Source organism: Paraburkholderia sp. IMGN_8 (assembly GCF_038050405.1).
In the GTDB taxonomy this organism is placed as follows: domain Bacteria; phylum Pseudomonadota; class Gammaproteobacteria; order Burkholderiales; family Burkholderiaceae; genus Paraburkholderia.
This window is the reverse complement of sequence record NZ_CP150900.1, coordinates 516,262-538,805: the sequence shown is the minus strand read 5'-3', so window position 1 is coordinate 538,805 and position 22,544 is coordinate 516,262. Positions and strand designations below refer to the sequence as shown.

Sequence of the window (22,544 nt, the reverse complement as noted above, 5' to 3'; positions counted from 1 at the left end):
GTCATGAGCTACCGGGAACTGATCGCCGAGCTGGCACGCGAGCACGCGGAGGAGTTCTCCGACACGCTGCTCGAGTTGGGTGCGCTGTCCGTATCGGTCGAAGATGCGGACGCCGACACGCCCGACGAGCAGCCGCTGTTCGGCGAGCCCGGTCTCACGCCGGATCGCACGGCCTGGCAGCGTTCGCGCGTGATCGCGCTGCTCGCGCCCGAACACGACCCAGCCGTGCTGTTGACGGCCGCGGCAAACGAGCTGGGCCTCGATCCCGCGCCTTCCTTCATCGTACGTGAAGTCGAGGAACAGGATTGGGTGCGTCTCACGCAATCGCAATTCGATCCGATTCCGATCGGCGAGCGCATCTGGGTCGTGCCGTCGTGGCACGATGCACCCGACCCCGAAGCACTCGTGCTGGAACTCGATCCGGGCCTCGCGTTCGGCACCGGCAGCCATCCGACCACCCGCCTGTGCATGGAGTGGCTCGAGCAATCGGTCAAGCCAGAGCAATCGGTACTCGACTATGGCTGCGGCTCCGGCATCCTCGCGATTCTCGCGAAGAAGTGCGGCGCGAATCCAGTGTACGGCATCGACATCGATCCGCAAGCGGTCGAATCGGCGCGCCATAACAGCGAGCGCAATCGCGCGGACGTCACGTATGGTTTGCCTGACGAATGCCCCAGCGGCGAGTTCGATATCGTGGTCGCCAATATTCTGTCCAATCCGCTCAAGCTGATGGCCTCGATGCTGTCGTCGAAGGTCAAGCCGGGCGGGCGGATCGCACTGTCGGGCATTCTCGCGCGGCAGGCGGACGAAGTGGCGCAAGTCTATGCGCGATGGATCGACATCGCCGTATGGCGCGAACACGAAGGTTGGGTATGCCTGACGGGAACGCGCCGCGAAAGCCATTAGAATAAGGCGTATTGTCCAACCAACGGCCTCTCGGCTTACCGGCTCAATATGCTCCTGGCGACGCGTTGCCCCTTCTGCGAAACTGTCTTCCGCCTGCAGCCGGCGCAGCTCGCGCTGCGCCGCGGCCTCGTGCGCTGCGGGCATTGCGATGAAGTATTCGACGCGTCGAGCAGCCTGTTCGAACTGACCGAGGGCGGCGACTTCTCCACCGCCAAGCCGGTCGCCGCAGCAGCGGCGATCGAGGCACTGTCGGGCGTACGCCCCGGCGGCCCCGATTTCAGCGCCGAAGCATGGGACCCGTGGGCGCCGGCGCCCGATGCCGTCATCGACAACCGTCTGCGTCACAACGCCACCAATGTGCCGCTCAATCCGGTCTCGACCGGCGCGGGCGTCGCGGTTACGCCGCGCCACGCCACGGAGCCCGAATTGCCGTCCAGCGCGTTCACCGCGCCGATCCCTCCCGACCATGAACCGGTGTTCGCTGAGGCGCCGCCCGGGCCCTCCGCGCACGATGCCGGTCCGCCGGCAGAGGAAGCGCCGAGGGTCTGGCACAAGACCGAACGCCCTTCCGAACATCCCGTGGACGAACCGGCCACGTTGCACGGCATCCCCGACAACGAACCGCATTTCGGTGCGGTCGGCTCAGGCGCGGCCGGCCCACGCACGAGCACAGTGGGCGCCGCCGCGGCGGCGTCCAGTGGAGAGCCCTTCACGGTCCATCCGGTGCATGACGGCATCGATCCTTTCCCGGTGGTACGCGAAACCCGCCCGGCCGAACCGCGCCGGCTGGGCTGGATCATCGGTGGTTCACTGGCGGCGCTGCTGTTGGCCGTCGCGCTGCTCGCGCAACTCGCCTGGTGGCAGCGCGAGACGGTGATGGTCGACTTTCCGCGCTCGCAGACGCTCTACGCGAAGGCCTGCGCGCAAATCGGCTGTCAGGTCGCGCCGCCTCACGATATCGACGGCTTGCAGGTCGAGCCGTCCGATCTGCGGCAGATCGACGGTCCGCACAAGCTCGAACTGAAAATGCCGCTGCGCAATCGCTTCAATATTGCGCTGGCCTACCCGGCCATCGAACTCACGCTGCTCGACGACCAGAACAACGTCGCCGTGCGCCGCGTGCTGTGGCCGCAAGACTATGTCGCACCCGGCACGCCGATCGCGGCCGGTTTGCCGGCGCACACGACTCAAACCATGATCGTGCACCTCGACACGGGCAATGCGGTCGCCTCCAATTTCCGCGTTCAGATTTTTTATCCGTAACGCTTACTCGTGCGCCCGACACCAATCGGGCGCGTTCACCGTCATTTCTGACGAATTTTCGGAGCTCAACAACATGAGTCAAGTCACGCTGGGTGGTAACCCGATCGAAGTCGCCGGCACGTTTCCGTCGGTGGGCCAGCAAGCGCCAGCCTTCTCGCTGGTCGGCAAGGATCTGAAGCCCGTTACGCTCGCCGAATTCGCCGGCAAGCGCAAGGTGCTGAACATCGTCCCGAGCCTCGACACGCCGACCTGCGCCACGTCGACCCGCAAGTTCAACGAAGCCGCTGCCAAGCTGACCAACACGGCCGTGATCGTCGTGTCGGGCGACCTGCCGTTCGCCGCATCGCGCTTTTGCACGACCGAAGGCATCGAGAACGTCGTGACAGCCTCGACGTTCCGTGGCCATGAGTTTGCAGAGGCGTACGGCGTCGACGTGACAAGCGGCCCGCTGACGGGCCTGACGGCGCGCGCCGTGGTGGTGGTCGACGAGAACGACAAGGTCGTACACGCGGAACTGGTCAGCGAAATCAAGAACGAGCCGAACTATGATGCAGCGCTCGCCGCGCTGAAGTAAGACCTTCGCGCACGAGCCCCCGGCGCCGCGCTTCATGCGCGGCGCTGTCACGTCGTCGTGCCTTTTCTCTTTACCGATTTTTACAGGAACGCTCGCCTTGGCTACGCTGATTTGCGGCTCGCTCGCCTACGACAACATCATGACCTTCGAAGGCCGCTTCCGGGAGCACATCCTGCCGGAGCAGGTCCACATCCTGAACGTGAGCTTTCTCGTGCCGACGATGCGCCGCGAGTTCGGCGGCTGTGCGGGCAATATCGCCTACTCGCTGCAGTTGCTGGGCGGCGACGCGCGCATCATGGCGACGCTCGGCGCGACCGACGCGCAGCTTTACATGGACCGCTTCGAGCAACTCGGCCTGTCGACGGAAAACGTGCTTGTCGTGCCGGACACTTACTCGGCGCAGGCCATGATCACCACCGATCTGGAAAACAATCAGATCACCGCGTTTCACCCCGGCGCGATGATGCAGTCTCATCTGAATCGCGCCGATGAAGCAAAGGGCATCACGCTCGGCATCGTCGCGCCTGATGGCTACGACGGCATGATCCAGCATTCGGAGCATCTGGCAGCGGCCGGCGTGCCGTTCATCTTCGATCCGGGCCAAGGTTTGCCGTTGTTCGACGGTGAGTCGCTGCGGCGCATGATTGAACTTGCTACTTATGTAGCTGTCAACGATTACGAGGCCAAACTGGTCAGCAACAAAACCGGTTGGTCGATCGAAGAGATCGCCAGCAAGGTCGATGCGCTGATCGTCACGCTCGGCGAACACGGGGCGCAAATCCATCACGCCGGCGGTATCGAAGAGATTCCCGCGGTCAAGGCGCAGCAAGTGCTCGACCCTACTGGCTGCGGCGACGCGTTTCGCGGCGGTTTGCTGTACGGGATCGAGAACAAGCTCGGCTGGGCAACCACCGGCCGTCTCGCAAGCCTGATGGGGGCGCTGAAGATCGAACACCAGGGCCCGCAAAACTACGCGCCCACTCGGGCGGAGATCAACGAACGGTTCAAGCAGGCGTTCGGTTACGACCTGCCGTAATACCGAAAGCTATTGGAGTTAGGGAATGAAAACAATGAGTCGCCTGGTAGTGGCCGCCTTGATCGCCGGTTCGCTGGCCATGTCGGGGTGTGCGTATAACAGTAGTTCTGCTGACGTCTACACGGCGTCACAGGCACAGCGCGAAGAAACGGTCCGGATGGGCACGGTCGACAGCGTTCGCGCAGTGAAGATCAGTTCGAACAACGGTCAGCCGAGCGGCATCGGCGCGCTCGGCGGCGGTGCCTTGGGTGCGGTGGCCGGCAGCTCGATCGGCGGCGGCCGTGGCTCGATCGTGACAGGCATCATCGGCGGCCTGGCCGGTGCGGTGGCCGGCAACGCGGTCGAGAACGGCGTCGCGGTGCGCGACGGTCTCGAGATTACCGTGCGACTCGATAACGGCGATATGCGCGCGATCACGCAAAGCGCAACCGGTGAGATCTTCCGCGCCGGCGAGCGCGTGCGGCTGCTGTCCAGCGGCGGCGTCACGCGCGTCACGCACTAAGCTTTTTCCCCTCTGCCGCGGCCGCGCTTCAGGCGCCGCTGCGGCAACCTCACACGCATGCGCTCCCCTGTGCATGCGTTTTTTTTCGTCCATCCGTTTTGAAATCATGACGTGCACGCTTTTACGAGACGAAAAAAATCCCGTCGCCGGAAACCCGGCGACGGGACGCTGACCGAGTAGCGCTCGTCACACAGCTACTTAAGCGCTACTCGATCATCGGACACATCGTGCGACGTGTCGAAGTACTTCTACCGCTTATTTACCGCTTACGGACGGCTGCCCGTCGGGAACGGCCATGCCGCTGCCGGGTTCAGCGCGGTCTTCACCGTCGCTGCCGGTGCTGCGCTCGAGACAGAAGTCGCAGCGGGTGCAGGCGCAGCCTTCTTGGCGACAGCCTTCTTCGCAGGAGCAGCCTTCTTCGCAGGAGCAGCGGCCTTCTTAGCGGGAGCCTTCTTGGCAGGCGCAGCCTTTTTAGCAGCAGCCTTTTTCGCGGGCGCAGCTTTCTTGGCAGCAGCCTTTTTAGCAGGCGCAGCCTTCTTGGCAGCAGCCTTCTTAGCCGGTGCTGCCTTCTTTGCTGCGGCCTTCTTGGCCGGTGCTGCCTTCTTTGCTGCAACCTTCTTCACTGCGGCTTTCTTAGCCGGTGCTGCCTTCTTCGCCGGCGCTGCCTTCTTCGCTGCAACCTTCTTCACAGCGACTTTCTTGGCTGCAACCTTCTTAGCCGGAGCAGCTTTTTTCGCTGCAACCTTCTTGGCCGGTGCTGCCTTTTTCGCTGCAACCTTCTTCACAGCGACTTTCTTCGCCGCTACTTTCTTTGCCGGAGCGGCCTTCTTCGCCGGAGCAGCTTTCTTTGCCACAACTTTCTTAGCGGCGGCTTTCTTTGCAGTTGCCATCATTTTCTCCTTCAGGTTTTCAGATGAGAGTCAGTTCAAACTACACCCTTCGTCAAAACCCGCTTCCCGCGGACGCTTCTCAGGGCGCGCGCTACGAAGCGGGCTATTCATCGGCGTACGCAGGTGCTGCGCGCTTACGCTAATGAATGCGGTAAGGCGCGCGGTGCCCAAGGGCTCCGCGCGCCAGATCTGGTCGGCGCTGAAACCCAGCGCCGGCAATTGCTTGATCGGGCCACCGACGCTCACGCCAGCGGCTTTTTCCGGGGGGAAGTTTGCCCATCCCACTGAAGGGTTCGCAAAGTGCCTGTCATATTTGTGGGCCGCGAAGGCACGCGACGCACCGGGCATGCTTTGCATCAGGCGGTTCTGCTCCTAACCAAAATTGCCGTGGCCCTTGCCGACGGCATCCCCATCAATGAATGCATCTGCGACACGAACCCGGATCACTCCCAGGTCAGCGCGCCGCCAGTCTGATATTCGATCACTCGCGTTTCGAAGAAGTTGCGTTCCTTCTTCAGGTCGATCATCTCGCTCATCCACGGGAACGGGTTTTCCTCGTTCGGGTACAGCGGATCGAGACCGATCTGCTGGCAACGGCGGTTGCAGATGAAGCGCAGATAGCTCTTGAACATCGACGCATTGAGGCCGAGCACCCCACGCGGCATCGTGTCTTCTGCGTAGCGATATTCAAGTTCGACAGCTTGCTGGAAGATCTCGCGGATTTCCGCGCGGAACTCAGCCGTCCAGAGTTGCGGGTTTTCGAGTTTGATCTGGTTGATCAGGTCGATGCCGAAGTTGCAGTGCATCGACTCGTCGCGCAGGATGTATTGGTACTGTTCCGCCGCGCCAGTCATCTTGTTCTGGCGACCCAGCGCCAGGATTTGCGTAAAGCCGACGTAGAAGAACAGGCCTTCCATCACGCAGGCGAACACGATCAGCGAGCGCAGCAGGGTCTGGTCTGCCTCGAGCGTGCCGGTCTTGAAGGCCGGATCGGTCAGCACGTGGATGTACGGAATCAGAAATTCGTCTTTCGCGCGGATCGAGGAAACCTCGTGATACGCGTTGAAGATTTCGCCCTCGTCGAGGCCCAGCGATTCGACGATGTACTGGTAAGCGTGCGTGTGGATCGCCTCTTCGAACGCCTGGCGCAGCAGGAACTGGCGGCATTCGGGCGCCGTGATGTGGCGGTAGGTGCCCAGCACGATGTTGTTGGCGGCGAGAGAATCTGCCGTCACGAAGAAGCCCAGGTTGCGCTTGACGATGCGGCGCTCGTCTTCGGTCAGACCGTTCGGGTCTTTCCAGAGGGCGATGTCGCGCGACATGTTCACTTCTTGCGGCATCCAGTGGTTGGCGCAACCAGCCAGATACTTTTCCCAGGCCCACTTGTATTTGAACGGCACCAACTGATTGACGTCGGTCTGGCCGTTGATGATGCGCTTGTCGGCGACATTGACCCGCGCTTCGGAAACGGCAGCCGTTCCAGCAGCAGCATGGGCCACATGAGCGACGGGAGCGACAGCAATGTCGTTCGCGAAGATGTCTTGAGCCGAGGGAGCTTGAGGAGCGGAACGCGTTCCGACTTGCGAACCGACAGCCGATCCCGCAGCGTTGCGCAACACATTCTGTTGCGTAGCGCTCGAGGGAGTTACGGCAGTGATCTCGTCATCCCAGTTGAGCATAAATGTCACCATCAATTTAGAACGGTTTGTACCATCTTTTCACGAGCGATAAAAGAGTTCGCTGATGAAAAATCCTGTTTTCGATTCGCGTTGCTACGTTCATACAACACTTTGTTCAACAGACTGTGTGTGTCGCCTCATGTGAAGCGTGTTGAACGTGTGTCGTCGAGGTGCTTCGCGAGCTCGAAGAGCAACGTGTCGAAGTGACTTTTCGCTGCTCTATCTACTTGTATTGCGGAGCGTGCTTGCAGCGTCTTGCCGTTGCTTCTTGCTGCCTCGCGTTTGCTCCTTCGTCGGCATTAGCGAGGTGAAGTTCAGCGCAATGTTCAGCAATGCATGTGGCCGGTTGTGCTGATCGACCAGTCGATCGAACCGTTTGCTGAGCGCCCGGCGTCGAGCGCTGCGTCTGTGCTGCCGACTGCTTATCTACCGCTTCACTACTTCAATCTGTTGCCGCGCTTTCCGGCTTGGCTGCTTCGACGAGCGGCGCGGCTTCGAGATTCGTCGTCACGCCGCTCATCTGTTGCGCTGATTTGCTTCACTGCATGCGGGTCATTACCTACAAACCCGTCGGCAAGCAGCGCTGCTTGCCTCGTGCTTGCCTCGCAGTTGCCTGACGCTTACTGGCAAGCCTCGCACTCTTCAAAGCCAGGATCGCCCGGACGCATCATGCACACCGGACCATCCGCTTCAGGCGCAGCTTCGATTGCGACTGCCGGCGCTGCCGCTGCCGCCTGGATGCCGCCCGACGCAGCGCCACCGCTCGCGCCGAAACCACCCGCCGCGCCGCCAGCCGAACCGCCAGAGCCTTCGCCGCCACCCGAGCTCACCGCGTTCAGCGCGCCGTGCGCAACCGTCGACTTCTCGACGTGCGTCGCCGCCATCGTGCGGAGGTAGTACGTGGTCTTCAGGCCACGCACCCATGCGAGCTTGTAGATCTCGTCGAGCTTCTTACCCGACGCGCCGCCCATATAGATGTTCAGCGACTGCGCCTGGTCGATCCACTTCTGACGACGCGAAGCCGCCTCGACCAGCCACACCGGATCGAGTTCGAACGCGGTCGCGTAGATCGCGCGCAGGTCGGCCGGGATGCGGTCGATGCGCGAGAGCGTGCCGTCGAAGTACTTCAGGTCGGCGACCATCACTTCGTCCCACAGGCCGCGTGCCTTCAGGTCGCGCACCAGGTAGTCGTTGACCACCGTAAATTCGCCCGACAGATTCGACTTCACATACAGGTTCTGGAAGGTCGGTTCGATGCAGGCCGACACGCCGATGATGTTGGAGATCGTCGCCGTCGGCGCGATCGCCACGCAGTTCGAATTGCGCATGCCGTAGGTGGCGATGCGCGAACACAGTTCGGTCCAGTCCATCGATTCGCTCGAATCGACTTCGACATAGCCGCCGCGCGCTTCGGCCAGCAGCTTCACCGAGTCTTGCGGGAGGATGCCGCGATCCCACAGCGAGCCGCGGTAGCTGGAGTAACGGCCGCGCTCTTGCGCCAGCTCGGTCGACGCGTAGTAAGCGTAGTAGCAGACCGCTTCCATCGACGTATCGGCGAAGCTGACCGCCTCTTGCGACGCGTACGGCGTGCGCAGCAGGTGCAGGCAGTCCTGGAAGCCCATGATGCCCAGGCCGACCGGACGGTGCTTCAGGTTCGAGTTACGCGCCTTGGCAACCGCGTAGTAGTTGATGTCGATCACGTTGTCGAGCATGCGCATCGCCACGCTGACGGTGCGCTTGAGCTTGTCGTGGTCGAGCGCCAGCGTGCCGTCGGCCTGTTCCTTCAGGTGGGCGACGAGATTCACGGAGCCCAGGTTGCAGACGGCGATTTCGGCGTCGCTGGTGTTCAGCGTGATTTCCGTGCACAGGTTCGACGAGTGGACGACGCCGACGTGCTGTTGCGGCGAACGCACATTGCACGGATCCTTGAACGTGATCCACGGGTGACCGGTTTCGAACAGCATGCCCAGCATCTTGCGCCACAGTTGCGCCGCCGGAATCTTCTTGAACAGCTTGATCTCGCCGCGCGCGACCTTGTCTTCGTAAGCCGTGTAAGCCGTTTCGAACTCGGCGCCGAACTTGTCGTGCAGGTCCGGGCAGGTGGACGGCGAGAACAGGGTCCAGTCGCCGCCTTCGTGCACGCGCTTCATGAACAGGTCGGGAATCCAGTTCGCCGTGTTCATGTCGTGGGTGCGGCGACGGTCGTCGCCGGTGTTCTTGCGCAGCTCGAGGAATTCCTCGATGTCCAGGTGCCACGTTTCCAGGTATGCGCACACCGCGCCCTTGCGCTTGCCGCCCTGGTTCACGGCCACAGCCGTGTCGTTGACCACCTTCAGGAACGGCACGACGCCTTGCGACTTGCCGTTGGTGCCCTTGATGTGCGAGCCGAGCGCACGCACGCGCGTCCAGTCGTTGCCCAGGCCGCCGGCGAACTTCGACAGCAGCGCGTTTTCCTTCAGCGCTTCGTAGATGCCGTCGAGGTCGTCGTCGACCGTCGTCAGGTAGCACGACGACAATTGCGAGCGGCGGGTGCCGGAGTTGAACAGCGTCGGCGTGGACGACATGAAGTCGAAGCTCGACAGCACGTTGTAAAACTCGATCGCACGCGCTTCGCGATCGATCTCGTTCAGCGACAGACCCATCGCGACACGCATAAAGAATGCCTGCGGCATTTCGATCCGCACGCCGTCGTGATGCAGGAAGTAGCGGTCGTACAGCGTCTGCAGACCGAGGTAGCCGAATTGCAGGTCGCGATTGTTGTCGAGTGCGGCACCGAGACGCTTCAGGTCGAACTGCAGCAGCTTGTCGTCGAGCAGCTCGGCTTGCACGCCGCGCTTGATGAACTGCGGGAAGTACTCGCCGTAACGCTCGCCCATTTCGGCTTGCGTGACTTCCTCTTCGAGGATCTCGCGGCGGATCGTGTGCAGCAGGATGCGTGCGGTGACCTGGCTATAAGCCGGATCCTTTTCGATCATCGTGCGGGCAGCCAGGATCGCCGAGTCGTAGACCTGGCTCATCGGCACGCCGTCGTACAGGTTCTTCACCGTTTCCGCGACGATCGGCTCGGCGCTCACGGCGTCGCCCAGGTTCGCACAAGCGGATTCGATGATGCCGCGCAGCGCTGCCATGTCGAGCGGACGCGTGACACCGTTGTCGGTAACGTTCAGACCCGGCGCGCCGCCGGCGACCTGCTCGTCATGACCGCGCGCCTGGGTGCGCTTCTCGCGATACAGCACATACGCACGCGCGACGTTGTGCTCGCCGCCGCGCATCAGCGCGAGTTCGACCTGATCCTGGATGTCTTCGATATGGAACGTGCCGCCGTTCGGGCGGCTGCGCACGAGCGCGCGCACGACATTCTGCGTGAGTTGCTCGACCAGTTCGCGCACACGAGCCGACGCTGCGCCTTGACCGCCGTTGACGGCCAGAAATGCCTTCGTCACGGCGATGGCGATCTTCGACGGTTCAAACGACACCACACTGCCATTACGACGGATCACCTTGTAGTCGGCAAACGTCGCTTGCGGCGCGAGCGCTTGTGCGCCTTGTGCCTGGCCGAAGGCCTGGCCAGTGGGTGAGCCCTCGTACCGGGTCGTCACGTTGTCGGTGGTTTGCATGTGCAAAGCTCCTGGTCCTGGAAATGTTGCGGAGAAAGCCGCGGGTTAAAACGAACGCTGCGCCGCCGCGTGCGCAAGCGATGGGGTGCAGAAAAAAGGCCGACTGAGCCGGGTGGCGGGATGCAACTGCGATGAAGCTGAATTTGATTTGAGAACGGTCTTCATCGTGTGTGTCGCGATCACTTGCTGGGCCCCTTTCCTGAATGCTTCTGGATGCCGCCGGTGATGTGTACCGGCAGCGCCGCAGGAATTTTTTTGCTGCCTGGAATGCTTGCGGCGCCATGCTCGAAGAGCGGGGCGCCGCTGATTTATGCACCCGGTTATCCACACAGTTATGCACACCCAACACAAGATATAGTGTGAAACCGAATCTACGGCACCAAGTATAGTGGAGATTCGAGACAGGTCAAATCGATTTATTTGCCTTCGAAGTCTTGACACGGTATCGCGTGGCGTGAAGCCGACTCCCCGGAGAACAAGGCGGCGCCTTGTTCTCCTCGCATCACGCGAACTCGCGCGAAGGGTCGTTACGGCGTTTTGGAAAACTTGAGATAGGGGAAGTACTGATCCGCTAACGCGGTGTCGCGCTGCAGACGCTGCCACTCGAAATGAGGCCCAGGATCGGTCTTGCGGCCCGGAGCAATGTCCGAGTGACCGGCGAGCGCCTCGACCGGATAGCGGGCCGCGAGCGCCCTCACCAGCGCACCGAGCGTGCGGTATTGCGCCGCTTCGAAGGCAGTCGTGTCGCTGCCTTCCAGTTCGATGCCGATCGAGAAATCATTGCAGTGCTCGCGGCCGAAAAAATTCGACGGTCCAGCGTGCCACGCGCGCTCGTTGCACGACACATACTGTTCGAGCGCGCCGTCCCGATGGATCACGAAATGCGCCGACACCCGCACGCCGCGCAGATGCGTGTCGTAGTACGGGTGAGCGTCGCAGTCGAGACGATTCTGGAACAGTTCGGCGATCGCGCTACCGCCGAACTCGTCGGGCGGCAAGCTGATGTTGTGGACGACAATCAGCGTCGGCACGGCGCCGGCGGGCCGCGCCCCGAAATTCGGCGATGGCAATTTGCGTGCGGCGGCGACCCAACCGCCAGGATCGACGGTGAACTCGACGCTCATCGAGCGTCGCGGCCCGTCGGCCGCGCGCCGTGACGCTGCGCGTGCGCGGCGCTGCAGAACGGCTGCCCCGCCACTACTACCGACTCGCTCTTCGGCGCATGCACGCCACACTCGACGCAACGGATCATCGGCTCGGCGAGTTGCGGCGCTTCGGACGAACGCGCGCCGCCGTTCGGACCTTTCGCCCCGGCGGCGCCGTTCGCGCCCGAACTTGCGCCCGCGCCGGTACGTTGCGCCGTTTGCGCGTCATGACGACGCAGCGCCTTCACCAGCCATTGGCCGACGATGAACAACAGGATCAGCAGAAAAATTTGTCGCATGGGACACGCTCACACTACAGCACGGTGCAACAGCACCTCGAAAACGAAACGGCTGCCGACGTACGCCAGCAGCAGCGCGACGAACGACGCCAGCACCCAGCGCAACGCCGCACGGCCGCGCCAGCCGGACACCTTGCGCGCGGTCAGCAGCGCGCCGAACATCACCCAGGAAAGAATCGCGAAGACGGTCTTGTGATCGAGCCGCAAGGCACGGTCGACCAGTTGCTCGCTGAACATGATGCCCGACAGCAGCGTCAGAGTGAGCAGCACGAAGCCGGCGCCGATCAGACGGAACAGCAGCTTTTCGAGCGTCAGCAGCGGCGGCAAGGTATCGAGCCAACTGGACAGCCAGCCGTTCCCTGCTGCGGCCGCATGCCGCTGCGTGAGCCCGCCGCGCATTGCGTGCAGGCGGCGCTCCACCAGCAGCATCAGAATCGCGTGCAGCGCCGCGATCGCGAACAAACCGTACGCGATATTGGCGATCAGGAAGTGCAGCTTGAACATCGGTGCGGCGGAATACGGCAGCACGCGTACGCCGTTGAACGCCAGCGGCAATAAAGAAGCTACGCAGGCAAGCGGCAACACCAGCAGGCGCAGGCCGTCGAGCGGAAAGAAAAAGCTCTCGATCCAGTAGATGCCGGCGCCGAGCCAGAACATCGCCGAAAGCGCGAACGCGAAGCCGAACACCATCGCGTTCTGGGGAAAGATAGTGGTATGCAGCAGCACGCCGTGGGCGAGCAGCGCGACACACAGCAGCGCGCGGCCCGACGTGCTCATGCCTGAGGAGGCCGATGGGGCCGATGAGCTCGACATGCCCGCGGCGGCCGGCACCGGCGGCACGCTCCCGAGCATGGGGCGCACGGCGGCGTGCCGGTGCGAGCGCCAGCCGGCGACGGCGAGACCGCCGTACAGGAGTGCGGTGAGGGCATACAGTACAATATCCATATTCGAAGTTTACACTAGGCCCCTACTCCGCGACGTCTTCCGCTTCGCGCGCTGCACGGGCCGCACTGTTCATCGCTCCCCATGCTCGACAATCTGACTCAACGGATGGCGCGCGTCGTCAAGACGCTGCGCGGCGAAGCCCGGCTCACCGAGGCGAACACCCAGGAAATGCTGCGCGAAGTGCGCCTCGCGCTCCTCGAGGCGGACGTGGCCTTGCCCGTCGTGCGCGAGTTCATCGCCAAGGTGAAGGAAAAGGCGCTCGGCGAGGAAGTCATCAGCAGCCTGTCGCCGGGTCAGGCGCTGGTCGGCGTGGTGCAGCGCGAGCTGACCGCGATCATCGGCGGCGACTACGAGGGCAAGGCGGTCGAACTCAATCTCGCCGTCACGCCGCCGGCCGTCATCCTGATGGCGGGTCTGCAAGGCGCCGGTAAAACAACCACCGTCGGTAAGCTCGCCAAGCTGCTGCGCGAGAAATACAAGAAGAAGGTACTGACCGTCTCGTGCGACGTCTACCGCCCGGCTGCTATCGCGCAGTTGAAGACGGTGACCGAGCAGGTCGGCGCGGACTTCTTCCCGTCGGAACCGGATCAGAAACCGGTCGACATCGCGCGCGCCGCGGTCGATTGGGCCAAGCGCCACTACCATGACGTGCTGCTGGTCGACACAGCCGGCCGTCTCGGTATCGACGAAGCGATGATGCAGGAAATCGCCGCGCTGCACAGCACGCTGAAGCCGGCGGAAACGCTGTTCGTCGTCGACGCGATGCTGGGTCAGGATGCCGTCAACACGGCCAAGGCGTTTAGCGACGCGTTGCCGCTGACCGGCGTGGTGCTCACCAAGCTCGACGGCGATTCGCGCGGTGGCGCGGCGCTCTCCGTGCGTCACGTGACGGGCAAGCCGATCAAGTTCGTCGGCGTCGCCGAAAAGCTCGACGGCCTCGAAATCTTCTATCCGGACCGCATGGCGAACCGGATTCTCGGCATGGGCGACATTCTCGCCCTCGTCGAAGAAGCGCAGCGCGGCGTCGACGTGCAAGCCGCACAGAAGCTCGCCGACAAGGTCAAGAAAGGCGGCGACTTCGACCTCAACGATTTCCGCGCACAACTTTCGCAGATGAAAAACATGGGCGGCCTGTCCACGCTGATGGACAAACTGCCCGCGCAGTTCCAGCAAGCCGCTGCCGGCGCCAACATGGGCCAGGCCGAAAAGCAGATGCGCCGCATGGAAGGCATCATCAATTCGATGACGCCTTTGGAACGCGCCAAGCCCGAACTCATCAAGGCCACCCGCAAGCGCCGCATCGCCGCGGGCGCGGGCGTGCAGGTGCAGGAGGTCAACCGGATGCTGAATCAGTACGACCAGATGCGCACGATGATGAAGAAGCTCAAGGGCGGCAATCTGCAGAAGATGATGCGCGGCATGAAGGGTATGTTGCCCGGCATGCGCTAAGCTTTACCCAGACGGCGGCGCGCGTGGCTCTGTGCATAAAGGGTATGCGCGGCTGACTTCGGGTTTGTGCGGGTTTATTCTCTACCGTACGCCGCCGTCCCCCAAGGGGACTTCCTTCGGGGCGTTCTCACCCACATTATGTATACAGTTACCGCCCGTCAGACGTCATGAACCGCGAAGAAGCTCTCCACATTTTTAGCCACTCCGAAGAAATCGTTTCGGCCAAGGACGTCAACGCGTCGATCAGCGGCATGGCCGCCGCCATCCGCAACGAAATGAGCGAGGATTTCCCGCTCGTGCTGTCGGTGATGGGTGGCGCGGCGGTGTTCACCGGCATGCTGCTGCCGCACCTCGATTTCCCGCTCGAGTTCGACTACATCCACCTGACCCGCTACCGCAACACCACCAAGGGCGGCAACGAGATGCAGTGGCGCGTGGCGCCGGCCGAGTCGGTGAAAGATCGCGTGGTGCTGGTGCTCGACGACATCCTCGACGAAGGCGAGACGATGGCCGCGATCCGCGACCGCATCCTCGCGATGGGCGCGAAGCGCTTCCTGAGCGCGGTGCTGTGCGAGAAGATCATCCCGAAGGCCAAGCCGCTACGTCCGGATTACTGCGGCTTCGAAGTGCCGGACCGCTATGTGTTCGGCTGCGGGATGGACGCCAAAGGCTATTGGCGCAACCTGCCCACCATTCGGGCGTTGACCGAAGGGGCGTGAGTTTCCAGCGCGCTCTTCGTTGCGGTTGATGCAGCAGCAAACAAAAAAGCGGCCTTTGCAGGCCGCTTTTTTGTTTGCTGAGAGCGACGATCGCTCAAAGCTGATGCACGAAGGTGCGAATCCCGCCTAGCATCATCTCGACCGAAATCGCCACTAGCACGAGTCCCATCAGCCGCTCGAAGGCCATCATCGTGCGCTCGCCGAGCCACGACTGAATGCGCTCCGCCAGCATCAGCACGATCGCGCAGACGATCATCGTGACGGTCAACGCACCGATCCACTCGAACATCTTGCCGGGCGCCTGCGACGTCAGCAGCATCACCGTCGCCAGCGCCGATGGGCCCGCCAGCGCCGGAATGGCGAGCGGCACGATCAGCGGTTCGCCGCCGCGCGTGTCGCCACCGAACGGACCATCCGGGTGCGGGAACACCATCCTGAGCGCGATCAGAAACAGCACGATCCCGCCGCCGATGCGCAACGACTGGTCGGTCAGACTCATCATGCGCAGGAAGCGGTCGCCGACCACCATGAAGACCAGCAGGATCGCAAAGGCGATCGCCACCTCACGGAGAATGACGATCGTGCGCCGCTTCGGCGCCACTCCGCGCAGGCAACTGATGAAGAGCGGGATGTTGCCGAGTGGGTCGGTGATCAGAAGCAGCAGGACGGTAGCAGACAGGAAGGTGTACTCCACCGTCCGCTCCGCTTAGTGCGCCAACGCGGCGCGAACTTTGCCGATCACCGTTTGCGCGGCGTCTTCGACCGGCAGCAAAGTGGCTTCCGCGTCGCGGCGGCCCTGGTATTCGAGCTTGCCTTCCTTCAGGCCACGATCGCCGATCACCAGACGATGCGGCACGCCGATCAGCTCCCAATCGGCGAACATCACGCCCGGGCGCTCGCCGCGGTCATCGAGGATCACGTCGATGCCCGCTTCGACCAAAGCCGCGTACAGCTTGTCGGCCTCTTCGCGCACGGCTTCGCTGCGGTCGTAACCCATCGGGCACAGCACGACCTCGAACGGCGCAATCGACTCCGGCCAGATAATGCCCTTGTCGTCGAAATTCTGTTCGATCGCAGCACCGAGAATACGCGTGACGCCAATGCCGTAGCAGCCCATTTCCATCGGCTGCGGCTTACCGGTTTCGTCGAGGCAAGTGGCGTTCATCGCTTCCGAATACTTCGTGCCGAGCTGGAACACGTGGCCGACTTCGATACCGCGACAGATGTCGATGACGCCCTTGCCGTCCGGCGACGGATCGCCCTTCTGCACGTTGCGGATATCGGCGACGACCGGTTCCGGCAGATCGCGGCCCCAGTTCACACCGGTGGTGTGGTAATCCACCTCGTTCGAGCCGACCACGAAGTCGCTCATGTTCGCGACCGTGCGATCCGCGACGACCTGGACCGGCTTCTTCGTGTTGATCGGGCCGAGGTAACCCGGCGGCGTGCCGAAGGTCTCGATGATCTCAGCTTCGGTCGCCATGCGGAACTCAGCCAGACCCGGCAGCTTGCTCGCCTTGATCTCGTTCAGATCGTGATCGCCACGCAGCATCAGCAACCAGATGGTGGGCTCGGCGCCTTGGTTTTCCGTGGCGAGGACGATCGACTTGATCGTGCGTTCGAGTGGAATGTTCAGCAGTTCAGCCACCGCTTCGCACTTCGCCTTGCCCGGCGTTGCGGTCTTCTTCATGTCCTCGGCGGGCGCCGCGCGTTCCGCGTACAGCGGCAAGGCTTCGGCCGCTTCGACATTCGCGGCGAACTCGGAAGTCGGGCAATAGGCGATCGCGTCTTCGCCGGTCTCGGCGATCACATGGAATTCATGCGAGCCGCTGCCGCCGATCGAGCCGTTGTCCGCCGCCACCGCGCGGAAATCCAGGCCGAGGCGCGTGAAGATGCGCACGTACGCGTCGTACATCTTGCGATACGACTCGCGCAGGCCTTCCGCGTCCTTGTCGAACGAGTACGCGTCTTTCATGATGAACTCGCGGCCGCGCATCACACCGAAACGCGGACGGATCTCGTCGCGGAACTTCGTCTGGATCTGATAGAAGTTCACCGGCAATTGGCGGTAGCTCTTGATCTGGTTGCGCGCGATGTCCGTCACCACTTCTTCGTGGGTCGGTCCAATCACGAAATCGGATTGTTTGCGGTCCTTGAAGCGCAGCAGTTCGGGGCCGTACTTTTCCCAGCGGCCCGATTCCTGCCACAGCTCGGCCGGCTGCACCGCCGGCATCAACAACTCGATCGCCCCTGCCCGGTTCATTTCTTCGCGCACGATGGCTTCCACCTTGCGGATCGAACGCAGGCCGATCGGCAGGTAGTTATAGATACCGCCGGCGACGCGGCGGATCATGCCGGCGCGCACCATGAGCTTGTGACTGACGATCTCGGCGTCGGCGGGCGCTTCTTTCAGGGTGCCGATAAAGAAACGGGAAGCTTTCATTCAGATTTTCCAAAAGCGGCGGCTCCGGAGGGACCGCCCGAAAGGTGAAAACGGTGGGGAATCGACGCAGACCCAACGCAGACCTGGCGCAGGCCCGCCAGACCGTGGCGCCGACGCTGCCGCGCAAAGCCTTTGCAGCAAGGGGGAAGGCGCAGAAAGACTGACAGGCTACCGCAAACACGGCCCTTTTGCGGCGAATCGTTCCATTCTGGTGCGAATCGGTGCGTCGGGTCCGTTATCTGTTTATAATCAAAGCAATTTTAAAGGATTCGAAGGTGGTTGTATGCTGGATCGTGAAGGCTTTCGCCCGAACGTCGGCATCATCCTCTTGAACGCGCACAACGAGGTGTTTTGGGGCAAACGGCTCCGTGAACATTCCTGGCAGTTTCCGCAAGGGGGCATCAAGTACGGTGAGACCCCCGTGCAAGCCATGTATCGGGAGTTACACGAAGAAACCGGGCTGCTTCCAGAGCACGTCAAGGTGATCGGTCGCACGCGCGACTGGTTGCGTTACGAGGTGCCTGACAAGTTCATCAAGCGCGAAGTACGCGGTCATTACCGCGGCCAGAAACAAATCTGGTTTTTGCTCCGGATGGTTGGACGCGATTGCGACATCTGCTTGCGCGCCACCGACCACCCTGAGTTCGATGCGTGGCGCTGGAACGAGTACTGGGTGCCGCTCGACTGTGTGATCGAGTTCAAGCGGGATGTGTATCAGTTGGCGCTGACGGAACTCTCCCGTTTCATGCGCCGGGCTGCGCCGCGTGCGGAAAAACCTGGCGGGCACCATGGGCCGCGTTATCCCCGGATAGCGTCGTCGATGGAAGGTCCGCCGGATTCGACGATGATGACGGTGACCACCGTTAGCATCGAAACATCGATTCACACGACGTCGATTGTGTCCGATTGCGTGCCTGGTTCCGGGTCGGGAGCCGAGGTTGGCGCCGCGTCGGCACAAGAAGACGAGCCGGATCGCGGAACCGCCGGCTCGCTCTTGCGTAGCGGCGTGCGCAGTTAATAACTCTGTGCGGCTGTCCATGCCGCCTCTGCTGGCGCGGCTCCATGAGCCGCGCCAGCGTTTCAAGGAAATCATATTGAAAGCACTTGCTCTCGTCGTGGCGTGCGTCGCCACCGGCGCCCTGCTGGCCGGCTGCTCGAGCGCCGGCAAACCTACCAATCAAGACGACAGCGCGTTCCACTACCTGCTGGACCAGCCGACCAACTGGGTTGAAAACAAGGTGGACACCCTGCCGCCGCTGCCGCAAGACTCGAATTTGTTGCCTTTCGAGGTTTCCGGCAATACGCCGCTCCAGTTTTCGATCGATAGAAACTCCGTCAGCGTCGGCTCCGACGGCGTGGTGCGCTATACGGTGGTCGTGACGAGTCCGAGCGGCGCGCGCAACGTGAACTACGAAGGGATCCGCTGCGACACGTACGAATGGCGCCTCTATGCAGGTCTGAACGCCGATCATGACGGCTGGGACCGGACAGTTGAGAACGGCTTCACGCGAATTGAGAACGGCGCGCTGAACGCCTATCAGGCAGTGCTGTATCAGGACTATATGTGCGCGAACAAGATACCGACGGGCAAGGCGGGCCAGATTGTCGAGAATATCCGCTACAAGCGCACGGCGGCCTCGTTGGTTCGCTAAAGCGTTGTCAGCGTTCTTCGAATCTGAACGCGTGGACAGGAAAAAAGCCGTTCCAGCGTGAGCCGGAACGGCTTTTTTTGTATGCTGCGCGTGCCTTTGTCGGTAGATCAGACCAGCACGAGGTTGTCGCGATGAATCAGCTCCGGCTCCAGCATGTAGCCGAGCACCGATTCGATATCGCCGCTCGGACGCCGCTGGATCAACTTGGTTTCCGCGCTGCTGTAGTTCGTCAAACCGCGCGCGACTTCCCGCCCCGCAACGCTCAGACACGCAATCACTTCGCCGCGTGCAAACGCGCCCTGCACGCCGACGATGCCGATGGGCAGCAAGCTCTTGCCGCCTTCGGTCAGCTTCTCGACCGCGCCGTCGTCGATCACGACATGGCCGCGCACCTGCAGATGATCCGCCATCCATTGCTTGCGCGCCGCCATCCGCGCGGTGCGCGCAATCAGCTGCGTGCCGATCGCTTCGCCCGAGGCGAGCCGCGACAGCACATCCGCTTCGCGACCGCTCGCGATCACCGTATTGGCGCCGCTGTGCGCCGCGCGCTTGGCTGCGAGAATCTTGGTCAGCATGCCGCCGCGGCCGAGGCTCGAGCCCGCGCCGCCTGCCATCGCTTCGAGTTCCGGCGCACCGGCATCGGCTTGCTGGACCAGCGTCGCGTTCGGATCCTTGCGCGGATCTGCGGTGAAAAGCCCTTGCTGATCGGTGAGGATGACGAGCGCATCCCCTTCGATCAGGTTCGCGACCAGCGCACCCAGCGTGTCGTTGTCGCCGAACTTGATCTCGTCGGTAACGACTGTGTCGTTCTCGTTGATGATCGGCACGACGCCCAAACGTAGCAGCGTAAGCAACGTGGAGCGCGCATTCAGATAGCGTTCGCGGTCGGCCAGATCGGCGTGAGTCAGCAGAATCTGCGCGGTTTGAATCGAATGCTCGGCAAAGCGGCTTTCGTAGACCTGCGCAAGGCCCATTTGACCGACGGCCGCGGCCGCCTGCAATTCGTCGATTTCGCGCGGCCGCCTGGTCCAGCCGAGCCGCTGCATCCCTTCGGCAATGGCGCCTGAACTGACCAGCACCACTTCCTTGCCCTGCGCGCGCAGTGCGGCAATCTGCGCGGCCCAGCGGCCGATCGCAGCATGATCGAGGCCGCGCCCGTCATTCGTGACGAGGCTCGAGCCGACTTTCACTACCAATCGCCGTGAATCTGCGATGACGGAACGCATTGTGCGCAGTCTCCCAAGATGACGCGTGATGTCTGCCGGCCGCCCTCGCGGGTGCCGGCGCTCAGGCTTGTTATTCCTGCGGGTCGACGCTGTCCGACGCCGCGGCGGCCGGCGCTTCCGGCTTTTCGCGGAAACGCACGTCCGCGGCGAGGTCTTCAGCTTCGGCCGCACGCTGCGCGTCCGAATGCGCGGCGATGTGGTCGAATACCGCGTAGCAAAGATTCTCACAACCCTGGCCGGTCAACGCCGAGATTTCGAACACCGGGCCGTCCCAGCCGAAGCCCTCGATGAATGCCGCGATGCGCGCTTCACGCTCGTCTTCAGGCACCATGTCGAGCTTGTTCAGCACCAGCCAGCGCGTCTTTTCATACAGCAGCTCGTCATACTTGCGCAGCTCGTTGACGATGGCCTTGGCTTCCGCGACCGGATCGACCGCGTCGTCGAACGGCGCGAGGTCGACGATGTGCAGCAATAGACCCGTACGCTGCAAGTGGCGCAGGAACTGGTGACCGAGGCCGGCACCTTCCGCCGCGCCTTCGATCAGGCCAGGAATATCGGCGATCACGAAGCTGCGGCTCGGCCCGACGCGCACCACACCGAGATTCGGCGCGAGCGTGGTGAACGGATAATCGGCGATCTTCGGCCGTGCGTTCGACACCGAGGAGATAAAGGTCGACTTGCCGGCGTTCGGCATGCCGAGCAGACCGACATCGGCCAGAACCTTCAATTCGAGGCGCACCATGCGGCGCTCGCCGGGCTTGCCGTCCGTCTTCTGACGCGGCGCGCGGTTCGTACTGGATTTGAAATGCAGGTTGCCGAGACCGCCCGCGCCGCCTTGCGCGATCTGCACGCTCTGGTTGTGCTCGGTCAAATCGGCGATCAGCTCGCCGGTTTCCATATCGGTGATGGTCGTGCCGACCGGCATGCGCAGCGTGATGTCGTCGCCGCCCTTGCCGTAGCAGTCCGCGCCGCGGCCGTTTTCGCCGTTGCGCGCCAAATGTTTCTTCGCGTAGCGGTAGTCGATCAGCGTGTTGATATTGCGGTCCGCGACCGCGATCACACTGCCGCCCCGCCCGCCGTCGCCGCCATCCGGGCCGCCGAACGGAACGAATTTCTCGCGGCGCATCGACGCGCTGCCATCCCCTCCGTCGCCGGCGATGACTTCAATTCTCGCTTCGTCAATGAACTTCATGCGTAACTCCGTCCCGTGGTGTGCTGCCAGTGGTGCCGCTAGATTTAATGCTTTCGGATGCTGCTATTTTGCCGCGCCCGCCGCGCGATGATCAATCGATCGAACGGCATAGGCGCGCCGCACTTCATCAATCGAATCAGGCAACGAAACGCTGCAATAAAAAAGCCCCGCGAACTTCGCGGGGCCTTTTTCCGGTCCTGAAGCCCGTGCCTGACTAATCTCAGACTGCTGCCGGGACGACGTTGACCATGTGCTTCTTCGCTGCGCCCTTCGTCGAGAAATTGACGTGGCCGTCCGTCAGCGCGAACAAGGTGTGATCCTTGCCGATACCGACGTTTTCGCCCGGGTGCATACGCGTGCCACGTTGACGCACGATGATGCCGCCAGCGTTGATGGCTTGACCGCCGTAAACCTTAACGCCGAGACGCTTCGATTCAGAGTCGCGGCCGTTCCGGGACGATCCGCCTGCCTTTTTGTGTGCCATTTGATTTGCTCCTTAACCGTTGCGCTTACGCGTTGATCGCGTCGATGCGCAGTTCGGTATAGTTCTGGCGGTGGCCGCCATGCTTCTGGTAGTGCTTCCGGCGACGCATCTTGAAGATGGTCACTTTTGCGTGACGACCTTGCGACACGACGGTAGCCTTGACGGAAGCCCCACTGACCAGCGGCGTACCGAACTTAATCGATTCGCCTTCGCCCACTGCGAGAACCTGGTCGAGCGTGATTTCAGCGTCAATGTCTGCCGGTATCTGTTCTACTTTAAGTTTTTCGCCGACAGCAACTTTATACTGCTTGCCACCGGTTTTTATGACCGCGTACATTGAGAACCTCACTCTGTGTTCATTTTTCCCACGCACCGCGCGCGGAAACCCGTGATTATACATAGAGTTAGCTGCGCGGTCAAAACTCGTTGAGAGGTGCCGCGGGCGCACCCCGGCACCTCGCCGTCAGCCCCGGCGCGCGGCCTTGCCGCGCGCCCGCATCGTACCGCGCCGCAGCCAGCGACC

The 22,544-nt window shown here is 62.4% G+C and carries 22 protein-coding genes; 9 read left to right on the top strand and 13 right to left on the bottom strand.

Annotated elements, in window-relative coordinates:
- Positions 1-3: 3 nt before the first annotated feature.
- The 5 genes from prmA (at position 4) to WN982_RS02640 (ending at position 4,281) form a co-directional block, all read left to right on the top strand.
- Positions 4-906 (top strand): 50S ribosomal protein L11 methyltransferase, encoded by a 903-nt coding sequence (gene prmA, locus WN982_RS02660; protein WP_341314256.1) that lies wholly within the window; start codon positions 4-6, stop codon positions 904-906.
- 48 nt (positions 907-954) lie between these two features.
- Complete coding sequence (locus tag WN982_RS02655; RefSeq protein ID WP_341314255.1) at positions 955-2,169, top strand: DUF3426 domain-containing protein; 1,215 nt, start codon at positions 955-957, stop codon at positions 2,167-2,169.
- A 73-nt stretch (positions 2,170-2,242) separates the two neighbouring features.
- Entirely contained in the window at positions 2,243-2,743 is a 501-nt protein-coding gene (gene tpx / locus WN982_RS02650; RefSeq protein WP_341314254.1) for a thiol peroxidase, read from the top strand.
- Between the two features lie 97 nt (positions 2,744-2,840).
- On the top strand, positions 2,841-3,779 hold the full coding sequence (locus WN982_RS02645) for a carbohydrate kinase family protein (protein ID WP_341314253.1): 939 nt from the start codon (positions 2,841-2,843) through the stop codon (positions 3,777-3,779).
- 25 nt (positions 3,780-3,804) lie between these two features.
- Positions 3,805-4,281 (top strand): glycine zipper 2TM domain-containing protein, encoded by a 477-nt coding sequence (locus WN982_RS02640; protein WP_341314252.1) that lies wholly within the window; start codon positions 3,805-3,807, stop codon positions 4,279-4,281.
- Between the two features lie 266 nt (positions 4,282-4,547).
- Here the strand turns inward: WN982_RS02640 and WN982_RS02635 are convergent, their stop codons facing one another.
- The 7 genes from WN982_RS02635 to ccsA all read right to left on the bottom strand — a co-directional run bounded on the left by WN982_RS02635 (position 4,548) and on the right by ccsA (position 12,856).
- The gene (locus WN982_RS02635) at positions 4,548-5,171 is read right to left on the bottom strand and encodes a histone H1-like repetitive region-containing protein (protein WP_341314251.1); all 624 of its coding nucleotides are present in this window, start codon (positions 5,169-5,171) and stop codon (positions 4,548-4,550) included.
- Between the two features lie 30 nt (positions 5,172-5,201).
- Positions 5,202-5,528 carry a hypothetical protein gene (locus tag WN982_RS02630; RefSeq protein WP_341314250.1) on the bottom strand — a complete coding sequence of 109 codons (327 nt, stop codon included), beginning with the start codon at positions 5,526-5,528 and terminating at the stop codon, positions 5,202-5,204.
- An 86-nt stretch (positions 5,529-5,614) separates the two neighbouring features.
- Positions 5,615-6,850 carry a ribonucleotide-diphosphate reductase subunit beta gene (locus WN982_RS02625; RefSeq protein WP_341314249.1) on the bottom strand — a complete coding sequence of 412 codons (1,236 nt, stop codon included), beginning with the start codon at positions 6,848-6,850 and terminating at the stop codon, positions 5,615-5,617.
- A 620-nt stretch (positions 6,851-7,470) separates the two neighbouring features.
- Entirely contained in the window at positions 7,471-10,467 is a 2,997-nt protein-coding gene (locus tag WN982_RS02620) for a ribonucleoside-diphosphate reductase subunit alpha (protein WP_341314248.1), read from the bottom strand.
- 527 nt (positions 10,468-10,994) lie between these two features.
- The gene (gene ampD, locus WN982_RS02615) at positions 10,995-11,591 is read right to left on the bottom strand and encodes a 1,6-anhydro-N-acetylmuramyl-L-alanine amidase AmpD (protein WP_341314247.1); all 597 of its coding nucleotides are present in this window, start codon (positions 11,589-11,591) and stop codon (positions 10,995-10,997) included.
- Positions 11,588-11,911 carry a PP0621 family protein gene (locus tag WN982_RS02610; RefSeq protein ID WP_341314246.1) on the bottom strand — a complete coding sequence of 108 codons (324 nt, stop codon included), beginning with the start codon at positions 11,909-11,911 and terminating at the stop codon, positions 11,588-11,590. The genes ampD and WN982_RS02610 overlap by 4 nt, the downstream gene beginning before the upstream one ends.
- A 9-nt stretch (positions 11,912-11,920) precedes the next feature.
- Positions 11,921-12,856 (bottom strand): cytochrome c biogenesis protein CcsA, encoded by a 936-nt coding sequence (gene ccsA, locus WN982_RS02605; RefSeq protein ID WP_341314245.1) that lies wholly within the window; start codon positions 12,854-12,856, stop codon positions 11,921-11,923.
- An 81-nt stretch (positions 12,857-12,937) separates the two neighbouring features.
- Between ccsA and ffh the strand changes: the two genes are divergently transcribed.
- Together ffh and WN982_RS02595 are read left to right on the top strand one after the other, a co-directional pair.
- Positions 12,938-14,305 carry a signal recognition particle protein gene (ffh, locus tag WN982_RS02600; RefSeq protein WP_341314244.1) on the top strand — a complete coding sequence of 456 codons (1,368 nt, stop codon included), beginning with the start codon at positions 12,938-12,940 and terminating at the stop codon, positions 14,303-14,305.
- 167 nt (positions 14,306-14,472) lie between these two features.
- Positions 14,473-15,024, top strand: coding sequence for a hypoxanthine-guanine phosphoribosyltransferase (locus tag WN982_RS02595; RefSeq protein WP_341314243.1), 552 nt, complete (start codon positions 14,473-14,475; stop codon positions 15,022-15,024).
- A gap of 94 nt (positions 15,025-15,118) precedes the next feature.
- Here the strand turns inward: WN982_RS02595 and WN982_RS02590 are convergent, their stop codons facing one another.
- Positions 15,119-15,718 (bottom strand): MarC family protein, encoded by a 600-nt coding sequence (locus WN982_RS02590; protein ID WP_341314242.1) that lies wholly within the window; start codon positions 15,716-15,718, stop codon positions 15,119-15,121.
- A 12-nt stretch (positions 15,719-15,730) separates the two neighbouring features.
- On the bottom strand, positions 15,731-17,467 hold the full coding sequence (locus tag WN982_RS02585) for a proline--tRNA ligase (protein WP_341314241.1): 1,737 nt from the start codon (positions 17,465-17,467) through the stop codon (positions 15,731-15,733).
- 283 nt (positions 17,468-17,750) lie between these two features.
- Here WN982_RS02585 and WN982_RS02580 point away from each other — a divergent pair, with 283 nt between their 5' ends.
- Both WN982_RS02580 and WN982_RS02575 read left to right on the top strand, forming a co-directional pair.
- Positions 17,751-18,485 carry an RNA pyrophosphohydrolase gene (locus tag WN982_RS02580; protein WP_341315699.1) on the top strand — a complete coding sequence of 245 codons (735 nt, stop codon included), beginning with the start codon at positions 17,751-17,753 and terminating at the stop codon, positions 18,483-18,485.
- Positions 18,486-18,561: 76 nt separating this feature from the next.
- Positions 18,562-19,119 carry a CNP1-like family protein gene (locus WN982_RS02575; protein ID WP_341314240.1) on the top strand — a complete coding sequence of 186 codons (558 nt, stop codon included), beginning with the start codon at positions 18,562-18,564 and terminating at the stop codon, positions 19,117-19,119.
- Between the two features lie 107 nt (positions 19,120-19,226).
- On the opposite strand, the gene proB is transcribed toward WN982_RS02575, so the two are convergent.
- The 4 genes from proB to rplU all read right to left on the bottom strand — a co-directional run bounded on the left by proB (position 19,227) and on the right by rplU (position 22,358).
- Positions 19,227-20,345 carry a glutamate 5-kinase gene (gene proB, locus WN982_RS02570; protein ID WP_341314239.1) on the bottom strand — a complete coding sequence of 373 codons (1,119 nt, stop codon included), beginning with the start codon at positions 20,343-20,345 and terminating at the stop codon, positions 19,227-19,229.
- Between the two features lie 70 nt (positions 20,346-20,415).
- Positions 20,416-21,537, bottom strand: a complete 1,122-nt coding sequence (gene cgtA, locus WN982_RS02565; protein ID WP_341314238.1) for an Obg family GTPase CgtA — start codon at positions 21,535-21,537, stop codon at positions 20,416-20,418.
- Between the two features lie 220 nt (positions 21,538-21,757).
- A complete protein-coding gene (gene rpmA / locus WN982_RS02560) occupies positions 21,758-22,021 on the bottom strand; it encodes a 50S ribosomal protein L27 (RefSeq protein WP_007180330.1) in 264 nt (87 codons plus the stop codon).
- 25 nt (positions 22,022-22,046) lie between these two features.
- A complete protein-coding gene (gene rplU / locus WN982_RS02555; protein WP_007180329.1) occupies positions 22,047-22,358 on the bottom strand; it encodes a 50S ribosomal protein L21 in 312 nt (103 codons plus the stop codon).
- Between the last annotated feature and the right edge of the window lie 186 nt (positions 22,359-22,544).

Coding starts and splice junctions, on each gene's coding strand:
- prmA (WP_341314256.1), top strand. CDS start 4: ATGAGCTACCGGGAACTGATCGCCGAGCTGGCACGCGAGCACGCGGAG.
- WN982_RS02655 (WP_341314255.1), top strand. CDS start 955: ATGCTCCTGGCGACGCGTTGCCCCTTCTGCGAAACTGTCTTCCGCCTG.
- tpx (WP_341314254.1), top strand. CDS start 2,243: ATGAGTCAAGTCACGCTGGGTGGTAACCCGATCGAAGTCGCCGGCACG.
- WN982_RS02640 (WP_341314252.1), top strand. CDS start 3,805: ATGAAAACAATGAGTCGCCTGGTAGTGGCCGCCTTGATCGCCGGTTCG.
- WN982_RS02635 (WP_341314251.1), bottom strand. CDS start 5,171: ATGGCAACTGCAAAGAAAGCCGCCGCTAAGAAAGTTGTGGCAAAGAAA.
- WN982_RS02630 (WP_341314250.1), bottom strand. CDS start 5,528: ATGCAAAGCATGCCCGGTGCGTCGCGTGCCTTCGCGGCCCACAAATAT.
- WN982_RS02625 (WP_341314249.1), bottom strand. CDS start 6,850: ATGCTCAACTGGGATGACGAGATCACTGCCGTAACTCCCTCGAGCGCT.
- WN982_RS02620 (WP_341314248.1), bottom strand. CDS start 10,467: ATGCAAACCACCGACAACGTGACGACCCGGTACGAGGGCTCACCCACT.
- ampD (WP_341314247.1), bottom strand. CDS start 11,591: ATGAGCGTCGAGTTCACCGTCGATCCTGGCGGTTGGGTCGCCGCCGCA.
- WN982_RS02610 (WP_341314246.1), bottom strand. CDS start 11,911: ATGCGACAAATTTTTCTGCTGATCCTGTTGTTCATCGTCGGCCAATGG.
- ccsA (WP_341314245.1), bottom strand. CDS start 12,856: ATGGATATTGTACTGTATGCCCTCACCGCACTCCTGTACGGCGGTCTC.
- ffh (WP_341314244.1), top strand. CDS start 12,938: ATGCTCGACAATCTGACTCAACGGATGGCGCGCGTCGTCAAGACGCTG.
- WN982_RS02595 (WP_341314243.1), top strand. CDS start 14,473: ATGAACCGCGAAGAAGCTCTCCACATTTTTAGCCACTCCGAAGAAATC.
- WN982_RS02585 (WP_341314241.1), bottom strand. CDS start 17,467: ATGAAAGCTTCCCGTTTCTTTATCGGCACCCTGAAAGAAGCGCCCGCC.
- WN982_RS02580 (WP_341315699.1), top strand. CDS start 17,751: ATGCTGGATCGTGAAGGCTTTCGCCCGAACGTCGGCATCATCCTCTTG.
- proB (WP_341314239.1), bottom strand. CDS start 20,345: ATGCGTTCCGTCATCGCAGATTCACGGCGATTGGTAGTGAAAGTCGGC.
- cgtA (WP_341314238.1), bottom strand. CDS start 21,537: ATGAAGTTCATTGACGAAGCGAGAATTGAAGTCATCGCCGGCGACGGA.
- rpmA (WP_007180330.1), bottom strand. CDS start 22,021: ATGGCACACAAAAAGGCAGGCGGATCGTCCCGGAACGGCCGCGACTCT.
- rplU (WP_007180329.1), bottom strand. CDS start 22,358: ATGTACGCGGTCATAAAAACCGGTGGCAAGCAGTATAAAGTTGCTGTC.